Here is a 16,023-nt window from a genome sequence, read left to right as displayed (position 1 = left end):
CCCTGTGTTGATCGTCAGCAAACTCTTGATGCGCGTTATCAAGGCCGTCGCCCGTTGGCGTTGGCGCGCCTGACTTTTTCTCCTGCCGGTTCGCCCGGCCCGTCCCCGTTTGCCTTCCCCACTTGTTCCGTCAACCGCCCCGTGCGGGCTCGGCCGCATTCATGAGCGGCAGCGGAAGGCTCGAATCAAAAGTCAGTATTCAAGAGGTTCGTTGCAGATGTTACTGATGATCGACAACTACGACTCCTTCACCTACAACGTCGTGCAGTACCTTGGCGAGCTGGGTGCGGAGGTCAAGGTCATTCGCAATGACGAAATGACCATCGCCCAGATCGAGGCCCTTAACCCCGAGCGCATCGTCGTCTCCCCGGGCCCGTGCACGCCGAGCGAAGCCGGGGTCTCCATCGAGGCCATCCTGCACTTCGCCGGCAAGCTGCCGATCCTGGGCGTCTGCCTGGGCCACCAGTCCATCGGCCAGGCCTTCGGCGGTGACGTGGTGCGCGCCCGCCAGGTGATGCATGGCAAGACCAGCCCGGTGCTGCACCGCGACCTGGGCGTGTTCGCCGGCCTGAACAACCCGCTCACCGTGACCCGCTACCACTCGCTGGTGGTCAAGCGTGAAACCCTGCCCGACTGCCTGGAAGTGACCGCCTGGACCGCTCACGAAGATGGCACTGTCGACGAAATCATGGGCCTGCGTCATAAAACCCTGAACGTCGAAGGGGTACAGTTCCACCCCGAATCTATCCTCACCGAGCAGGGCCACGAGCTGTTCGCCAATTTCCTCAAGCAGACCGGCGGACGCCGTTAAGGACCGATCATGGATATCAAGACCGCTTTGAGCCGTATCGTCGGCCACCTGGATTTGTCCACCGAGGAAATGCGCGACGTCATGCGCCAGATCATGACTGGCCAGTGCACTGAGGCGCAGATCGGCGCTTTCCTCATGGGCATGCGCATGAAGAGCGAGAGCATCGACGAGATCGTCGGTGCGGTGTCGGTGATGCGTGAGCTGGCCGACAAGGTCGAGCTGAAGACCCTCGACGGCGTGGTCGACATCGTCGGCACCGGTGGCGATGGCGCCAACATCTTCAACGTGTCGACTGCTTCGGCCTTTGTCCTGGCCGCGGCCGGCTGCACCGTGGCCAAGCATGGCAACCGTGCCGTCTCCGGCAAGAGCGGCAGCGCCGACCTGCTGGAAGCCGCCGGTATCTACCTGAACCTGACCCCGGTGCAGGTCGCCCGCTGCATCGACAGCCTCGGCATCGGCTTCATGTTCGCCCAGACCCATCACAGTGCAATGAAGCACGCCGCCGGCCCTCGTCGCGACCTGGGGCTGCGTACCCTGTTCAACATGCTCGGCCCGCTTACGAATCCGGCCGGCGTGAAACACCAGGTGGTCGGGGTCTTCACCCAGGCCCTGTGCCGCCCGTTGGCCGAGGTGCTGCAGCGCCTGGGCAGCAAGCATGTGCTGGTGGTGCATTCGAAGGACGGCCTGGACGAGTTCAGCCTGGCCGCGCCGACCTTCGTCGCCGAACTGAAGAATGACCAGATCACCGAATACTGGGTCGAGCCCGAAGACCTCGGCATGAAGAGCCAGAGCTTGCATGGCCTGGCAGTCGAGGGGCCGCTGGCTTCGCTGGAACTGATCCGTGACGCCCTGGGCCGACGCAAGACCGAGAACGGCCAGAAGGCCGCCGAGATGATCGTGCTCAACGCCGGCGCGGCGTTGTATGCCGCCGACCACGCGATGACCCTGGCCCAGGGTGTCGAACTGGCCCACGATGTGCTGCACACCGGGTTGGCCTGGGAAAAACTGCAGGAGCTGGGCGCTTTTACCGCGGTATTCAAGGTGGAGAACGAAGCATGAGCGTACCGACCGTGCTGGAAAGGATCATCGCCCGCAAATTCCAGGAAGTAGCCGAGCGCAGCGCGCGGGTCAGCCTGGGTGAACTCGAACGCCTGGCCAAGGCGGCCGATGCGCCCCGTGGCTTTGCCAGGGCACTGATCGAGCAGGCTGCGCGCAAGCAGCCCGCGGTAATCGCCGAAATCAAGAAGGCCTCGCCAAGCAAGGGCGTGATTCGCGAAAACTTCGTGCCGGCGGAGATTGCCGTCAGCTACGAGAAGGGCGGAGCGACCTGTCTGTCGGTGCTGACCGACGTGGACTACTTCCAGGGTGCCGACGTCTACCTGCAGCAGGCGCGTGCCGCCGTTTCGCTGCCGGTGATCCGCAAGGACTTCATGGTCGATCCGTACCAGATCGTCGAAGCCCGTGCGCTGGGCGCCGACTGCGTGCTGCTGATCGTCTCGGCGCTGGACGACGTGAAGATGGCCGAGCTGGCCGCCACCGCCAAGGACGTCGGTCTCGACGTGCTGGTCGAAGTGCATGACGGCGATGAGCTGGAGCGTGCGTTGAAGACCCTCGATACACCGTTGGTCGGGGTCAACAACCGCAACCTGCATACCTTCGAAGTCAGTCTGGAGACTACCCTCGACTTGCTGCCGCGCATCCCCCGCGATCGCCTGGCCATCACCGAAAGCGGCATCCTCAACCGTGCCGATGTCGAACTGATGGAAATCAACGAGGTGTATTCGTTCCTGGTCGGTGAGGCGTTCATGCGCGCCGAGCAGCCAGGGTTGGAGCTGCAGCGGCTGTTCTTCCCCGAACAGGTGAAGAAGACCGTTCAGCAACTGGACTGATCGAACAGGGAGCCGGCATCGTTTGCCGGCTTTTTTGTATTCGAGGGCTTCATCGCGAGACAGTCCCAACGTGGGAGCGGGCTTGCCCCGCGATGAGGCTGGTGAACATCACATCAAAGGTGGATCAATGACCGATCAACCCCTGGCCCTCACCGTCGAACAAGGCCTGCACGCCGAACAGGACCTGCTGGCTGCCGTCTGCCGCGGCGAGCGCGAATCCGGCGTGCTGTTCTGGCGCCCGACCGACCATGCCCTGGTCATGCCTCGGCGCATGAGCCGCCTGGATAACTTCGAGGCCGCCTGCGCCGAGCTGGCCATCGCCGGCTGGCCGGTGCTGCTGCGCGAAACCGGTGGCGAACCGGTGCCGCAATCCCATGCGACCGTCAACGTGGCGCTGGTCTACGTGGCCCCACGCAGCGAGGGGGACCAGGGCCGCATCGAGAATGCCTACGAGCGTCTGTGCCTGCCGCTGTGCGATGTCCTTCGCGAATGGGGCGGTGTCGCCTCGGTGGGGGAGATTGACGGCGCCTTCTGCGATGGCCGCTACAACGTCAACCTCAATGGTCGCAAGCTGGTCGGCACCGCCCAGCGCTGGCGCCAGGGGCTGGGGGGCAAGCGCCCGGTGGTGTTGGTGCATGGCGCCCTGCTGCTGGACAACGAACGCGAATCGATGGTCGCGGCGGTCAACCGCTTCAATGAGTGCTGCGAACTGGAGCAGCGCTGCCGCGCCGACAGCCATATCGCCTTGCACGAGGTGGCGCCTGCGGCTCCCTGGTTCGAGCGCCTGAGCCGGGCCTATGAACAAGTGCTGGCGGAGCTGCCGCAGGACTAGGGTCTGTACGAAATGTGTCTGCGCGAAGGCCAGACAAGGCGAAACGGGGGGAGGAAGCGGAGTGTACTGGAGTACATGAGCATTCCGAGCCCCGTTTCAACGCAGTATGGGCGAGTGCAGATACATTTCGTACAGAGCCTAACGGGTGCCGTAGACCACCATGGTTTTACCCTTGACCTGCACCAGGCTGCGCTCCTCGAGGTCCTTGAGGACGCGGCCGACCATCTCCCGTGAACAACCGACGATACGACCGATCTCCTGGCGGGTGATCTTGATCTGCATGCCGTCGGGGTGGGTCATGGCGTCGGGTTGCTTGCACAGGTCGAGCAGGCAACGGGCAACCCGGCCGGTCACATCGAAAAACGCCAGGTCGCCGACCTTGCGGGTGGTGTTGCGCAGGCGCTGGGCCATCTGGCTGCCCAGGGCATAGAGTATTTCCGGCTCCAGGCGTACCAGTTCACGGAATTTGTCGTAGCCGATCTCGGCCACTTCGCACTCGGTCTTGGCGCGCACCCAGGCGCTGCGCTGATGTTCCTGGCCGGCGGGCTCGAACAGACCCAGCTCGCCGAAGAAATCACCGCTGTTGAGGTAGGCGATGATCATCTCGTGACCGTCGTCGTCCTCGATCAGGATGGTCACCGAGCCCTTGATGATGAACGACAAGGTATCGGCCCGGTCGCCGGCACAGATGATATTGCTCTTGGCGGCGTAGCGACGGCGTTGGCAGTGGGCCAGCAGCTTGTCGATGTTCTTGATCTTGGGTGGCAGGGCTGAGGAGACCATCACGAAATCCTGTTCGATGCGACGCATTGGCTTTTTATAGAGACGCCTGGCAGCACGCGCCAGTCATTTGGCGCCAGCTTATCAGACACTTCAACTTGAATCGGCACAAAAGCGACGTGGCTTGAGCTTTTCCGACAGCCTCACAAGGTCTAAGCTGACACCCTTTTACGAAATCGGGAGTCCGGATAGATGAAGGCACGCATCCAGTGGGCCGGTGAAGCGATGTTCCTCGGCGAGTCGGGGAGCGGCCATGTCGTGGTCATGGATGGCCCACCTGAAGCCGGAGGCCGCAACCTGGGCGTGCGCCCGATGGAGATGCTCCTGCTCGGCCTGGGTGGCTGCAGCAGTTTCGACGTGGTCAGCATCCTCAAGAAATCGCGCCAGGCCGTGGAAAGCTGCGAGGCCTTCCTGGAGGCCGAACGCGCCAGTGAAGACCCGAAGGTGTTCACCAAGATCCACCTCAACTTCGTGGTCAAGGGCCGCGGGTTGAAGGAGGCGCAGGTCAAGCGTGCGGTCGAGTTGTCGGCGGAGAAGTACTGCTCGGCCTCGATTATGCTGGATCGCGCGGGCGTCGAGATCACGCACGGTTACGAAATCGTCGAACTCGGTTGATCGAAGCCAGCGCCTGCCGGTCAGGCGCTTTGCTTGTGCAGGCGTTCGATACCTAGCAGCAATGCGAGCCCCGGGGTCAGCGCAAGCACCAGCCAGGGCGTATTCACCCCGAGCAGCATGAGGATCTCGTTGCTGGTCCAGGTGGTGCCGAAGTGTTCGGCAAACACCTGGCACTGCAGCCACGCAGCCAAAGTGCCAGCGAGCACGAACGTGCCGACCAGCAGTTGGCGGCTGGCAAAAAACATGCTGAGCAGCAGGAACAGCAGCTGCGCGGGTAGTGTGCCGAGCATCAGCTCGGCGGTGCTATTGCTGTCAGGGTCGGTAAGTGTCGGCAGTTCCAGGCTGAAAGTGCTTTGCCCGACACTGGCGACCATCAGGCAAACGAACAGATAGGCGACCGGGATCAGGGCAAGGCCCTGCAACAGCCGGGCGAGCGATCGTCCCATGTTCAGCGACGCAATGCCGGCAGCAGCTGCAACAGGCGTTCGGGTAGCTGTGCCCGCAGTTGCTCGCTCAATGCCTCACGTCGCTTCTGGTAAAGCACGCCGAGACCGATCACGCCGAGGCCGATCAAGGTCAGTATGACCGGGAACAACAGGGAATCGGCGAACACCTCGTAGGACAGATACCCCAGGTAGGCCGCCACCCCCATCGCCCCGAACACCATGAACACCGGGCGGCGCAGCAGGACGGCCAGGCCCATCAGCCCCAGGTTGATCAGGCAGTACAGCGCCTTGCCCCATTCGCTGCCGCTGTCCATCAGCGTCAGCCCGCCCCAGAACGCCGCCAGGCCGGCGAGATAGCCCCAGAAGGCATAGTCACGGCGGGTGCGTCCGTCGATCACCAGGAATACCAACAGCAGGCCCAGGCCGAACCACAGCGAGACCGTGCGCCGTTGCTCCCAGCTGAACAGGTCGCCATGGAACCACTCGCTCAGGTCCATGGACATGAACCACAGGGCCACCGCGATTGGCATGACGATGAAAGGGAAGGGAATCAGGCGAAGCATCAGCAGCCCGGCCAGTACCGTCGCCGCCTCCATTGCCAACCAGCCACCCTGCACGTAGGTGTAGTACTGGTGGTAGTCGCCCTGGGCGTCGTCCAGCGGCCACCAGCCTGCCAGGCGCTCGATGGCGAACACCGCCAGCGGCACGATGCTGACCGCCACGGCGGCCAGCACGCCGGCCGCGACAGGCTGGTTGCGTCGCTGCAGCGACAGGGCGAACAGGGTGATCCCGCCGATGTAGAGCAGGGCGATGGCCAGCAGTGCACCGTCGCCGATACGCATCCAGGCTTCGGTGAGCAGCCAGCCCATGGCGCCCATGATCAGCAGGGCGCCGAGGTAAAAGGCAACGTGGGCCAGCTGGAAGCTGGCGCGGCTTTCCGGCTGCTGGCGCAGGAAGGCCAGCAAGGCCTGGTCCTGCCCAGGCTGCAGCACGCCGGCGCTCACGGCGCGTGCCAGGTCCCTGGCGTCGAAACGTTCCATGGTGCGCGTCTCAGATTCGGTAGGTGCTCTTGGTCATGACCTTGGCCAGCAGGCTCATGCCGAAGCGCACGGGGGCCGGGAAACGGTAGCCGCCGGCTTCCAGCGCGGACTCGGCGTGGTGCTCCTCGTCGACACGCATCTGTTCGAGGATGGCGCGGGACTTGCCGTCGTGCTCGGGGATCTGCTCCAGGTGTTCGTCCAGGTGCTTGCACACCTGATGCTCGGTGGCGGCGACGAAGCCCAGGCTGACCTTGTCGCTGACCAGCCCGGCGAGGGCGCCGATGCCGAACGACAGGCCGTAGAACACCGGATTGAGCACGCTGGGGTGGCTGTTGAGCTGGCGAATGCGCTGCTCGCACCAGGCCAGGTGGTCGATTTCTTCTTCCGCCGCATGCTCCATGGCCTTGCGTACCTGGGGCAGCTTGGCGGTCAGGGCCTGGCCCTGGTACAGCGCCTGGGCGCAGACTTCGCCGGTGTGGTTGATGCGCATCAGGCCGGCGATATGGCGGGTCTGTTGTTCATCGAGTTCGGCGTCCGGCTGGACGATCGCCGGGGAAGGGCGGGCGGGTTGGCCGCTGAAGGGCAGCAAGGTGCGCATGGCGGTATCGGCCTGCAGCAACAAGCGGTCGAGCGGCGAGTAGTGACGTTCGGTAGCCATCGGGCACCTCCGCTGAAGTGATGCCCGACAGTCTACCTCAATACCCCTGGGCAGGCTTGCCTTGGATCAGCCCGGCGGCCAGTGCATCTGGCGCTGGCCAAGCACGTGCATGTGGATGTGGTAGACGGTCTGGCCGCCCTTCGGGTTGCAGTTCATGACCACGCGGAAGCCTTCCTCGCAGCCCTGCTCGACGGCCAGGCGTTGGGCGGTGAACAGGATATGGCCAGCCAGGGCCTTGTCCTCTTCGGTCAGGTCGTTGAGGGTGCGGATGTGTTTCTTCGGGATGACCAGAAAATGTACCGGCGCAGCGGGGGCGATATCCTTGAAGGCCAGGATCTGGTCATCTTCGTAGATGATGTCCGCCGGGATCTCCCGGTTGATGATTTTGAGGAATAAATCGTCCACAGCACGTGCTCCATGGTGAGTGTCGGGGCTGAGTGTACGGCGCCCCGCGCTGCTCGCCCAGTGGCTATTCCATACCGATCGGGCAATAGCGGCGATGGATCAGTCCGGCCAGCTTGCGCGTCAGCCAGCGTGGCAGCAGGCGCGGGACGAAGGCCAGCCAGCGGTTGCGCCGGCCGGGCAGGATCAGCGCGCGGTTGCGGTCCAGGGCGCGGACGGTGTCCAGGGCGATCTCCTCGGGGCTCAGGCAGCGGCTGTTGCCGTCGAGCCGTGGGATGCGGCGCCTGGCCGAGCGCACCGGCCCCGGGCACAGCACCGAGACCTTGATCCCGGTGCGCCCCAGTTCCTCGCGCAGGCTCTCGGAAAAACTCAGCACATAGGCCTTGCTCGCCGCGTAGGCGGCCATCCACGGGCCCGGTGCGACTCCGGCCAGCCCCGCGACGTTGAGGATCTGCCCGCCGCCCTGGATCGCCATCAGGTTGCCGATGGCGTGGCACAGGCGGCTCAGGGCGAGGATATTGACCTCCAACAGGTCCTGTTCATCGGCCCATTCATGGGCCAGGAACGGCCCGTAGGTGCGCTGCCCCGCACAATTCACCAGCAGGTCGATGCACCGCTCGCCTTCCTCCAGTTCGAGGACGAAGCCCGACAGGCGCAGAGGCTGGCTGAGATCGCAGGCACGGAACAGCACTTCCACGCCAAAGCGTTGGGTGAGCTCGATGGCCACCGGCTCCAGCGTCTCGCGCTGGCGCGCCACCAGGATCAGGTTGCGCCCGCGCCGTGCCAGGGCTTCCGCCAGGGCCAGGCCCAGGCCGCTGGAAGCTCCGGTGATCATGGCGTAACGGGTCATGCAAGGCTCCTGGGGTGTAAGGGGCGCCTAGTGTACAGCCTGGCCGATTTGCTACAAGGCGTCGCTGAGCAGCTGCTGGCTGCGCGCCAGGGCGGCCCGGTATTCGTCCTGCAGGCGTCCGATCAGCTCGCCGACGCTGGGCAGGTCGTGGATCTCGCCGACACCCTGGCCGGCCGACCAGACTGTCTTCCAGGCCTTGGCCTCGTCATCCAGGGGCTTGAGCTTGCCGGCGTCATGGCCGCTCTTCAGCGCTGCCAGGTCGTAGCCGGCCTGCTCCAGGCTCTGGCGCAGGAAGCTGGCGGGGATGCCGGACACCGCCGGGGTATGCACGATATCGGCGGCCCCGGCGCCCAGGATCATCTGCTTGTAGGCGTCCTGGGCCTGGCTCTCGTGGGTGGCGATGAAGCGGGTGCCCATGTAGCCGAGGTCGGCCCCCAGCAATTGCGCGGCCAGCAGTTCATGGCCATGATTCAGGCAGCCGGCTAGCAGCAGGGTCTTGTCGAAGAACTGGCGGATCTCCGCGACCAGGGCGAACGGACTCCAGGTCCCTGCATGGCCGCCAGCGCCGGCGGCCACGGCGATCAGCCCGTCGACGCCGGCCTCGGCGGCCTTCTCGGCGTGGCGACGGGTGGTCACGTCATGGAACACCAGGCCACCATAGCTGTGCACCGCGTCGACCACCTCCTTCACCGCGCCGAGGCTGGTGATGACGATGGGCACCCGATGCTCGACGCACAAGGCCAGATCGGCCTGCAGGCGCGGATTGGTCGGGTGCACGATCAAATTGACCGCGTAGGGTGCGGGCGCCTGCAGCTCGGCCAGTCCGACCTCGATCTCCTCCAGCCAGGCCTTGAACCCTGCGCTGTCACGCTGGTTCAGGGCCGGGAAGCTGCCCACGACGCCATTGGCGCAGCAGGCGAGCACCAGCCGGGGGTTGGAGATCAGGAACATAGGCGCCGCCACCAGGGGCAAGCGCAAACAGTGTTCGAGCGAGGCGGGCAGGGGCATGGCGAAACTCCTGTAGGCAGGTGGATAACGTCAGAACGGTTTGACCACCACGAGAATTACGACGCCCAGCAACATCAGCACCGGTGCTTCGTTGAACCAGCGGTAGTACACATGGCTGCGGGTGTTGGTGCCGGCGGCGAAGCGTTTGCGCTGGGCGCCGCACATGTGATGGTAGACAGTAAGCAGGGCCACCAGGGTGAGCTTGGCATGCAGCCAGCCCTGGCTCAGCCAGCCGGGATTCAGGTACAGCATCCAGCCGCCGAACACGTAGGTGGCGATCATCGCCGGGTTCATGATGCCCCGGTACAGCTTGCGCTCCATGGTGATGAAGCGCTCGAGGCTGATGCTGTCCTGGCTCTGGGCGTGATAGACGAACAGGCGTGGCAGGTAGAACAGGCCGGCGAACCAGCAGACCACGCTGACGATATGCAGCGCCTTGATCCATAGATAGAGCATGGGGAGTTCCTTCAGGTTTTCACGGTCATCAGATAGTAGAGGCCAAGGGCCCGAAGGGTCATCCCAAGAGTTGTTACAGGCGCCCTTGGCCCCTATTATCGTGCGCTTTCCAGTGGTCTCGTTGATAAGGGGCAAGCGTCATGATCAAGGTCGGTATCGTCGGCGGCACGGGTTACACCGGTGTCGAACTGCTGCGTCTGCTGGCGCAGCACCCACAGGCCGAAGTGGCGGTCATCACTTCGCGATCCGAGGCGGGCGTGGCGGTTGCCGACATGTACCCGAACCTGCGCGGCCACTACGACGGCCTGGCGTTCAGCGTGCCGGACAGCAAGGCCCTGGCGGCCTGCGACGTGGTGTTCTTCGCCACGCCCCACGGCGTTGCCCACGCCCTGGCCGGCGAGCTGCTGGCGGCCGGCACCAAGGTCATCGACCTGTCCGCCGACTTCCGCCTGCAGGACGCCGCCGAATGGGGCAAGTGGTACGGCCAGCCCCATGGTGCCCCTGAGCTTCTCAAGGACGCCGTCTACGGCTTGCCCGAGGTGAACCGCGAGAAGATCCGCCAGGCGCGCCTGATCGCCGTGCCGGGTTGCTACCCGACCGCCACCCAGCTGGGCTTGCTGCCGCTGCTGGAAACCGGCCTGGCTGACCCGTCGCGGCTGATCGCCGACTGCAAGTCGGGCGTCAGTGGAGCCGGTCGTGGCGCAGCTGTAGGTTCGCTGTTCTGCGAGGCCGGGGAGAGCATGAAGGCCTACGCGGTCAAGGGCCACCGTCACCTGCCGGAGATCAGCCAGGGCCTGCGCCAGGCGGCAGGCAAGGACATCGGCCTGACCTTCGTGCCGCACCTGACCCCGATGATCCGCGGCATCCATGCCACCCTGTACGCGACGGTCGCCGATACCTCGGTCGACCTGCAGGCGCTGTTCGAGAAACGCTACGCCAACGAACCGTTCGTCGATGTGATGCCGGCCGGCAGCCATCCGGAGACCCGCAGTGTGCGCGGTGCCAACGTCTGCCGTATCGCCGTGCACCGGCCTCAGGGCGGTGACCTGGTGGTGGTGCTGTCGGTGATCGACAACCTGGTCAAGGGCGCGTCGGGCCAGGCGGTGCAGAACCTCAACATCCTGTTCGGGCTCGACGAGCGCATGGGCCTGTCCCACGCCGGCCTGCTGCCGTAAGCCGCCGGTCGTTGCCTGGGCCCGCCTCGCGCGGGCCTTTTTCATGGGGGCGACTAAAGCCGCACAATTCTTGACCGATTTTCTCGGACAAGCGGATAATACGCGCCATCGAGTTTTATGGCGGCACTGCGCCGGGAGAATCAACATGAGTGTCGAAACCTTCACCCCCACGGCTTTGGAATTCACCCCCGGGGCTGCGCACAAGGTCAAGACCTTGGTCAGCGAAGAGGGCAACGACCGGCTGAAGCTGCGTGTGTTCGTGACGGGCGGCGGCTGCTCGGGCTTCCAGTACGGCTTCACCTTCGATGAGGAGGTGGCCGATGACGACACCATCGTCGAGCGTGAAGGTGTCGCCCTGGTCGTCGATCCGATGAGCTTCCAGTACCTGGCCGGTGCCGAAGTCGACTACCAGGAAGGCCTGGAAGGTTCGCGCTTCGTGATCAAGAACCCGAATGCCACCACCACCTGCGGTTGCGGTTCGTCGTTCTCGATCTGATCTGGACCCTGCTGTGAAAACGCCGCGCAATTGCGCGGCGTTTTGCATTCTGCCGGTTGTTCAGGCGGGGTAGATCGCGCCGAGGATGCGCAGGCCGCGGGCGGCGGTCACGCTGGGACGATTGGCCGGGATATTCTCCAGGCAGCAATGGGCCAGCCAGGCGAAGGCCATGGCCTCGACCCAGTCGGGGTCCACACCATGTGCGGCGGTGCTGGCGACCTCGGCAGCCGGCAGCAGGGTTGCCAGGCGCGCCATCAAGGCACCGTTGCGCGCGCCCCCGCCGCAGACCAGCAGGGCCTCGGTGTCGTCCTGGGCCTGGCGCAGCGAGTCGATGATGCTGCGCGCCGTCAGCTCCAGCAGGGTGGCCTGGACATCTTCGTCACGGTACGCCGGCAGGCGCGCCAAATGGGCGTCCAGCCAGGGCAGGTTGAATACCTCGCGCCCGGTGCTCTTCGGGCCGCTGCCGGCGAAGAACGGGTCGCTCAGCAGGGCGCTCAGCAGGTCCTGGCGGACGCTACCGCTGGCCGCCCAGGCACCGTCGGCATCGAACGCTTGACCCTGCTTGCGTTCGATCCAGGCATCCAGCAGCACATTGCCCGGGCCGCAGTCGAAGCCATGTACCGGCTGGTCGTGCTCGATCAGGCTCAGGTTGCTGAAGCCCCCCACGTTGAGGATCGCCAGGCGCTGGCCGAGATGGCCGAACAGGGCTTCGTGAAACGCTGGCACCAACGGTGCGCCCTGGCCACCCGCCGCCACGTCGCGGCGCCGGAAGTCACCCACCACGCAGATGCCAGTGAGCTCGGCCAGCAGGGCCGGGTTGCCGATCTGCACGGTAAAACCACGGGCCGGCTCATGGCGAACCGTCTGGCCGTGGCTGCCGATGGCGCGAATGGCGTCGGGGGCCAGGCCCTCGGCGGCCAGCAGGTGATTGATGCCTTGGGCCGCCAGGGTGGCCCAGCGGTTTTCCGCCATGGCCGCGCGGGCGATCTCGTCGGGGCCGCTGGCGCAGAGGCCGAGCAGGTCCTGGCGCAGGTCGACGGGCATGGAGATGTAATGGGTGGCGAGCAGCCGCAGCTGCTCGTCTTGTTCGATCAGGGCGATGTCCAGGCCATCAAGGCTGGTGCCGGACATCACCCCCAGGTAGAGCGCCATGTCAGCGCTTGTTGGCGGCGAGCAGGGTGGCCTTTTCCTGATCCATGCGGGCGATCAGGGGCTGGCTCTGCTGGTTGAAGCGTTGGCGCTCGGCCTTGGCGATCGGGTCGGCCATCGGCACCTTCTGGCTCAGCGGGTCGACGTGGACACCGTTGACCTGGAACTCGTAGTGCAGGTGTGGGCCGGTCGACAGGCCGGTGGTGCCGATATAGCCGATGATCTGTCCCTGCTTGACGCTGGAGCCGGTCTTGATGCCCTTGGCGAAACCCTGCATGTGGCCGTAGAGCGTCTTGTAGGAATTGCCGTGGGCGATGATCACGGTGTTGCCGTAGCCGCCGCGGCGGCCGGCCAGCTCGATGCGACCGTCGCCGGCGGCCTTGATCGGCGTTCCGCGCGGTGCGGCGTAGTCGACGCCCTTGTGCGCACGGATCTTGTTGAGAATCGGGTGCTTGCGCCCTGCCGAGAAGCGCGAGCTGATGCGCGCGAAGTCCACCGGGGTGCGGATGAACGCCTTGCGCAGGCTGTTGCCGTCGGCGGTGTAGTAGTTGGTGTTGCCTTGCTTGTTGGTGTAGCGCACGGCGGTGTAGGTCTTGCCGCGGTTGGTGAAGCGGGCGGAGAGGATATTGCCGGTACCGACCACCTTGCCGTCCATCATCTTCTGCTCGTAGACCACGTCGAATTCGTCACCAGGACGGATGTCCTGGGCGAAGTCGATGTCGTAGCCGAGGATGCGCGCCATGTCCATGGTCATGCTGTGGGACAGGCCGGCGCGCTGGGCGGAGGCGGACAACGAGCTCTTGATCACGCCATGGGCGTAGGCGGTGCGGACCACCGGCTTGCTGATCTCGCGCTCGAAGGCGAAGCCCTTGTCGGTCTTGTTCAGGCGGATGGTCTCGAGATTGCTGACCTTGCTGTGCAGGCTGGTCAGCTGTCCATCCTTGTCCAGTTCGAACTGCAGCACCTGGCCGTGCTTGAGCTGGCTGAACTGCTTGGCCTGCTTGCTGCTCGCCAGCACGTCGTGCACGACGTTGGCCGGCAGGCCGACCTTGTTGAACAGGGTCGAAAGCGTATCACCGCGGCTGACCACCACTTCACGGTGGCCTGGCGCCTTCTCTTCTGGTTTGGAGGCAGGGGCCGGTTCCGCCTTGGCGGTCTCGGGCTCGGCGCCGTCGATCTGGGCGAATGGCGAGTCGCTGCTCTGCCCGGCCTCTACGAGGGGGGCGCTGCGGGATTCGTCCTTGAGCTGTTCTGCCGGGCTCTCGAGCTCCAGGCTGAGGGTGGTTTTCTTGGCTTCCACTTCGCTGGAAGGGAAGACCAGCAAGGCCAGGCTGAGGAGGGCGGCGATGCCGCTGGCGGCCAACAGATGGCTTTTCGGATAAAGCGGGGGCGCTTTAGGCGTTTCGTTGGTCATAGATAAGGTGACTTTGAAAAAGGTGAAATGGAAAAGATGAATGACATGATGAAGATGAAATAACTGTATAAAATATAACCAAATCCATTCTCACGCAAGGGCGCGTAGACGTTGCGGTGCGCCGTTCGGGTCACAATCCTTTGCGAAACTTGTATTTGATGGCCGATCTTGTATGGTTGGCTCCCCTTGAATCCTAGCGTTGCGGGTCTGTCTATGAAGTCGGTTGAAGAGCAACTGGCGCTTATCAAGCGCGGTGCGGAAGAGGTACTGGTCGAATCGGAACTGGTGGAGAAGCTCAAGCGCGGCCAGCCGCTGCGCATCAAGGCGGGCTTCGATCCAACCGCGCCCGACCTGCACCTGGGGCACACGGTGCTGATCAACAAGCTGCGCCAGTTCCAGGAGCTGGGGCATCAGGTCATCTTCCTGATCGGCGACTTCACCGGCATGATCGGTGATCCGAGCGGCAAGAGTGCCACCCGTCCGCCGCTGACCCGCGAGCAGGTGCTGGACAACGCCGAGACCTACAAGCAGCAGGTGTTCAAGATCCTCGATCCGGCCAAGACCGAGGTGGCGTTCAACTCCACCTGGATGGACAAGCTCACGCCTGCCGACTTCATTCGCCTGGCCTCGCAGTACACCGTGGCGCGCATGCTCGAGCGCGACGACTTCGACAAGCGCTACACCACCAACCAGCCGATCGCGATCCATGAGTTCCTCTATCCGCTGGTGCAGGGTTACGACTCCGTCGCCTTGAAGGCCGATGTCGAGCTGGGTGGCACCGACCAGAAGTTCAACCTGCTGATGGGGCGCGAGCTGCAACGCGCCTACGGTCAGGAGGCGCAGAACATCGTCACCATGCCGCTGCTCGAAGGGCTGGATGGCGTTAAGAAGATGTCCAAGTCGCTGGGCAATTATGTCGGCATCCAGGAAGCGCCCGGGGTGATGTACAGCAAGCTCGTGTCGATTCCTGACACCTTGATGTGGCGTTACTTCGAGCTGCTGAGCTTCCGTTCGATGGAGGAGATCGACCAGTTCAGGGTGGATGTAGAAAATGGCGCCAACCCGCGCGACATCAAGATCAAGCTGGCCGAGGAGATCGTGGCCCGTTTCCATGGTGAAGAGGCCGCGGCCAATGCGCACCGTGCCGCGGGCAATCGCATGAAGGAAGGCGAGTTGCCAGAGGATCTGCCGGAGATCGAAGTGGCCGCCGCTGAAGATCTGCCGATCGCCGCCGTGCTGAACCGAGCTGGCCTGGTGAAGAACTCGGCGCAGGCGCGGGATTTGCTCGGCGCTGGTGCGGTCAAGGTAGATGGCGCGGTGGTCGATCGTGATTTCATGTTCGTGATTGGTGCGACCCATGTGTGTCAGGCGGGCAAAAAGGCATTTGCCCGGGTCAGCCTCAAGGCTGAGTGATGGCCCGGTGGTGTAGCTATTATAGAAGCGGGGAGGCCGACAGGCCTCCCCGCTTTTGTCTTGGGGCTGCTTATATAGGTACCAGGGCTTCTGGCGCGATCTTTTTGATTTTTATGAAATTAACGGTTGACGGGCTTTCAGATCCCCTTATAATGCGCCCCACTTCCGACGTAGTCGAAACGAAAAACCTCTTGTTAATCAATAGGTTGAATGTTTCAGGTAGTATCGGAGGTGCTTCGATCATCTGATCGGCAGCGGTGAAAAAGGCAGTTGACAGCAGGTTGTAACGCTGTATGATTCGCCTCCCGCTACGAGAGATCGCAGCGAGTCAAGTGTTTGAAGTGAAACGAATTCTTCGTTAAAAACCTCAAAATAAACGCTTGACAGCAAATGAGGAAAGCGTAGAATTCGCGCCTCGGTTGAGACGAAACGCTCTTGGCCAAACGCTCTTTAACAAATTGAATCAAGCAATTCGTGTGGGTGCTTGTGAGTATGGACTGATAGTCGCCAAGATTATCAGCATCACAAGTGGCCATGCGAGAAATCACATAGTCATTTGAGATTGCTGAGCCAAGTTTAGGGTTTCTTA

General features: G+C 63.7%; 18 protein-coding genes. 8 read left to right on the top strand and 10 right to left on the bottom strand.

Annotated features, from left to right (window positions below; translation table 11 throughout):
• The first annotated feature begins 217 nt into the window (after positions 1-217).
• The 4 genes from ACVWZ5_RS17425 to ACVWZ5_RS17410 all read left to right on the top strand — a co-directional run bounded on the left by ACVWZ5_RS17425 (position 218) and on the right by ACVWZ5_RS17410 (position 3,532).
• Positions 218-811, top strand: a complete 594-nt coding sequence (locus ACVWZ5_RS17425; RefSeq protein WP_028689014.1) for an aminodeoxychorismate/anthranilate synthase component II — start codon at positions 218-220, stop codon at positions 809-811.
• A gap of 9 nt (positions 812-820) precedes the next feature.
• Complete coding sequence (gene trpD, locus ACVWZ5_RS17420) at positions 821-1,870, top strand: anthranilate phosphoribosyltransferase (RefSeq protein WP_062575375.1); 1,050 nt, start codon at positions 821-823, stop codon at positions 1,868-1,870.
• Positions 1,867-2,700 (top strand): indole-3-glycerol phosphate synthase TrpC, encoded by an 834-nt coding sequence (gene trpC, locus ACVWZ5_RS17415; protein ID WP_050703531.1) that lies wholly within the window; start codon positions 1,867-1,869, stop codon positions 2,698-2,700. Before trpD ends, trpC begins: the two co-directional genes overlap by 4 nt.
• 127 nt (positions 2,701-2,827) lie before the next feature.
• Positions 2,828-3,532 (top strand): lipoate--protein ligase family protein, encoded by a 705-nt coding sequence (locus ACVWZ5_RS17410; protein WP_062575373.1) that lies wholly within the window; start codon positions 2,828-2,830, stop codon positions 3,530-3,532.
• Positions 3,533-3,670: 138 nt separating this feature from the next.
• On the opposite strand, the gene crp is transcribed toward ACVWZ5_RS17410, so the two are convergent.
• Complete coding sequence (crp, locus tag ACVWZ5_RS17405; protein WP_028689010.1) at positions 3,671-4,315, bottom strand: cAMP-activated global transcriptional regulator CRP; 645 nt, start codon at positions 4,313-4,315, stop codon at positions 3,671-3,673.
• Positions 4,316-4,504: 189 nt separating this feature from the next.
• On the opposite strand from crp, the gene ACVWZ5_RS17400 reads away from it, so the two are divergent.
• Positions 4,505-4,927 carry an OsmC family protein gene (locus ACVWZ5_RS17400; RefSeq protein ID WP_028689009.1) on the top strand — a complete coding sequence of 141 codons (423 nt, stop codon included), beginning with the start codon at positions 4,505-4,507 and terminating at the stop codon, positions 4,925-4,927.
• A 20-nt stretch (positions 4,928-4,947) separates the two neighbouring features.
• Here the strand turns inward: ACVWZ5_RS17400 and ACVWZ5_RS17395 are convergent, their stop codons facing one another.
• The 7 genes from ACVWZ5_RS17395 to hemJ all read right to left on the bottom strand — a co-directional run bounded on the left by ACVWZ5_RS17395 (position 4,948) and on the right by hemJ (position 9,787).
• Positions 4,948-5,373 (bottom strand): hypothetical protein, encoded by a 426-nt coding sequence (locus ACVWZ5_RS17395; RefSeq protein WP_084942023.1) that lies wholly within the window; start codon positions 5,371-5,373, stop codon positions 4,948-4,950.
• Between the two features lie 2 nt (positions 5,374-5,375).
• Complete coding sequence (locus ACVWZ5_RS17390) at positions 5,376-6,413, bottom strand: hypothetical protein (protein WP_028689007.1); 1,038 nt, start codon at positions 6,411-6,413, stop codon at positions 5,376-5,378.
• Between the two features lie 10 nt (positions 6,414-6,423).
• A complete protein-coding gene (gene coq7, locus ACVWZ5_RS17385) occupies positions 6,424-7,071 on the bottom strand; it encodes a 2-polyprenyl-3-methyl-6-methoxy-1,4-benzoquinone monooxygenase (protein WP_028689006.1) in 648 nt (215 codons plus the stop codon).
• A gap of 66 nt (positions 7,072-7,137) precedes the next feature.
• Positions 7,138-7,476 carry a histidine triad nucleotide-binding protein gene (locus ACVWZ5_RS17380; protein WP_011531867.1) on the bottom strand — a complete coding sequence of 113 codons (339 nt, stop codon included), beginning with the start codon at positions 7,474-7,476 and terminating at the stop codon, positions 7,138-7,140.
• A gap of 64 nt (positions 7,477-7,540) precedes the next feature.
• The gene (locus ACVWZ5_RS17375; RefSeq protein WP_084942022.1) at positions 7,541-8,323 is read right to left on the bottom strand and encodes an SDR family NAD(P)-dependent oxidoreductase; all 783 of its coding nucleotides are present in this window, start codon (positions 8,321-8,323) and stop codon (positions 7,541-7,543) included.
• 51 nt (positions 8,324-8,374) lie between these two features.
• Positions 8,375-9,331, bottom strand: coding sequence for an NAD(P)H-dependent flavin oxidoreductase (locus tag ACVWZ5_RS17370; protein ID WP_084942021.1), 957 nt, complete (start codon positions 9,329-9,331; stop codon positions 8,375-8,377).
• A 30-nt stretch (positions 9,332-9,361) separates the two neighbouring features.
• Positions 9,362-9,787, bottom strand: a complete 426-nt coding sequence (gene hemJ, locus ACVWZ5_RS17365) for a protoporphyrinogen oxidase HemJ (RefSeq protein WP_028689002.1) — start codon at positions 9,785-9,787, stop codon at positions 9,362-9,364.
• Positions 9,788-9,927: 140 nt separating this feature from the next.
• Between hemJ and argC the strand changes: the two genes are divergently transcribed.
• Both argC and erpA read left to right on the top strand, forming a co-directional pair.
• Positions 9,928-10,962 (top strand): N-acetyl-gamma-glutamyl-phosphate reductase, encoded by a 1,035-nt coding sequence (gene argC, locus ACVWZ5_RS17360; RefSeq protein ID WP_062575369.1) that lies wholly within the window; start codon positions 9,928-9,930, stop codon positions 10,960-10,962.
• Between the two features lie 145 nt (positions 10,963-11,107).
• Positions 11,108-11,458 (top strand): iron-sulfur cluster insertion protein ErpA, encoded by a 351-nt coding sequence (erpA, locus tag ACVWZ5_RS17355; RefSeq protein WP_028689000.1) that lies wholly within the window; start codon positions 11,108-11,110, stop codon positions 11,456-11,458.
• Between the two features lie 60 nt (positions 11,459-11,518).
• Here the strand turns inward: erpA and ACVWZ5_RS17350 are convergent, their stop codons facing one another.
• Both ACVWZ5_RS17350 and ACVWZ5_RS17345 read right to left on the bottom strand, forming a co-directional pair.
• Positions 11,519-12,610 carry an anhydro-N-acetylmuramic acid kinase gene (locus ACVWZ5_RS17350; protein WP_336198042.1) on the bottom strand — a complete coding sequence of 364 codons (1,092 nt, stop codon included), beginning with the start codon at positions 12,608-12,610 and terminating at the stop codon, positions 11,519-11,521.
• 1 nt (position 12,611) lies between these two features.
• Positions 12,612-14,021 carry a peptidoglycan DD-metalloendopeptidase family protein gene (locus ACVWZ5_RS17345; protein ID WP_062575367.1) on the bottom strand — a complete coding sequence of 470 codons (1,410 nt, stop codon included), beginning with the start codon at positions 14,019-14,021 and terminating at the stop codon, positions 12,612-12,614.
• Positions 14,022-14,234: 213 nt separating this feature from the next.
• Between ACVWZ5_RS17345 and tyrS the strand changes: the two genes are divergently transcribed.
• On the top strand, positions 14,235-15,434 hold the full coding sequence (tyrS, locus tag ACVWZ5_RS17340; RefSeq protein WP_062575366.1) for a tyrosine--tRNA ligase: 1,200 nt from the start codon (positions 14,235-14,237) through the stop codon (positions 15,432-15,434).
• Positions 15,435-16,023 lie beyond the last annotated feature (589 nt).

It is taken from the genome of Pseudomonas sp. TE6283 (assembly GCF_054060555.1).
Note: the sequence above shows the minus strand (reverse complement) of the source record. Positions and strands in the feature narration are given on the sequence as shown.

Coding starts and splice junctions, on each gene's coding strand:
- argC (WP_062575369.1), top strand. CDS start 9,928: ATGATCAAGGTCGGTATCGTCGGCGGCACGGGTTACACCGGTGTCGAA.
- ACVWZ5_RS17375 (WP_084942022.1), bottom strand. CDS start 8,323: ATGACCCGTTACGCCATGATCACCGGAGCTTCCAGCGGCCTGGGCCTG.
- ACVWZ5_RS17390 (WP_028689007.1), bottom strand. CDS start 6,413: ATGGAACGTTTCGACGCCAGGGACCTGGCACGCGCCGTGAGCGCCGGC.
- trpD (WP_062575375.1), top strand. CDS start 821: ATGGATATCAAGACCGCTTTGAGCCGTATCGTCGGCCACCTGGATTTG.
- hemJ (WP_028689002.1), bottom strand. CDS start 9,787: ATGCTCTATCTATGGATCAAGGCGCTGCATATCGTCAGCGTGGTCTGC.
- ACVWZ5_RS17370 (WP_084942021.1), bottom strand. CDS start 9,331: ATGCCCCTGCCCGCCTCGCTCGAACACTGTTTGCGCTTGCCCCTGGTG.
- erpA (WP_028689000.1), top strand. CDS start 11,108: ATGAGTGTCGAAACCTTCACCCCCACGGCTTTGGAATTCACCCCCGGG.
- trpC (WP_050703531.1), top strand. CDS start 1,867: ATGAGCGTACCGACCGTGCTGGAAAGGATCATCGCCCGCAAATTCCAG.
- tyrS (WP_062575366.1), top strand. CDS start 14,235: ATGAAGTCGGTTGAAGAGCAACTGGCGCTTATCAAGCGCGGTGCGGAA.
- ACVWZ5_RS17425 (WP_028689014.1), top strand. CDS start 218: ATGTTACTGATGATCGACAACTACGACTCCTTCACCTACAACGTCGTG.
- ACVWZ5_RS17345 (WP_062575367.1), bottom strand. CDS start 14,021: ATGACCAACGAAACGCCTAAAGCGCCCCCGCTTTATCCGAAAAGCCAT.
- ACVWZ5_RS17410 (WP_062575373.1), top strand. CDS start 2,828: ATGACCGATCAACCCCTGGCCCTCACCGTCGAACAAGGCCTGCACGCC.
- ACVWZ5_RS17350 (WP_336198042.1), bottom strand. CDS start 12,610: ATGGCGCTCTACCTGGGGGTGATGTCCGGCACCAGCCTTGATGGCCTG.
- coq7 (WP_028689006.1), bottom strand. CDS start 7,071: ATGGCTACCGAACGTCACTACTCGCCGCTCGACCGCTTGTTGCTGCAG.
- ACVWZ5_RS17400 (WP_028689009.1), top strand. CDS start 4,505: ATGAAGGCACGCATCCAGTGGGCCGGTGAAGCGATGTTCCTCGGCGAG.
- crp (WP_028689010.1), bottom strand. CDS start 4,315: ATGGTCTCCTCAGCCCTGCCACCCAAGATCAAGAACATCGACAAGCTG.
- ACVWZ5_RS17395 (WP_084942023.1), bottom strand. CDS start 5,373: ATGGGACGATCGCTCGCCCGGCTGTTGCAGGGCCTTGCCCTGATCCCG.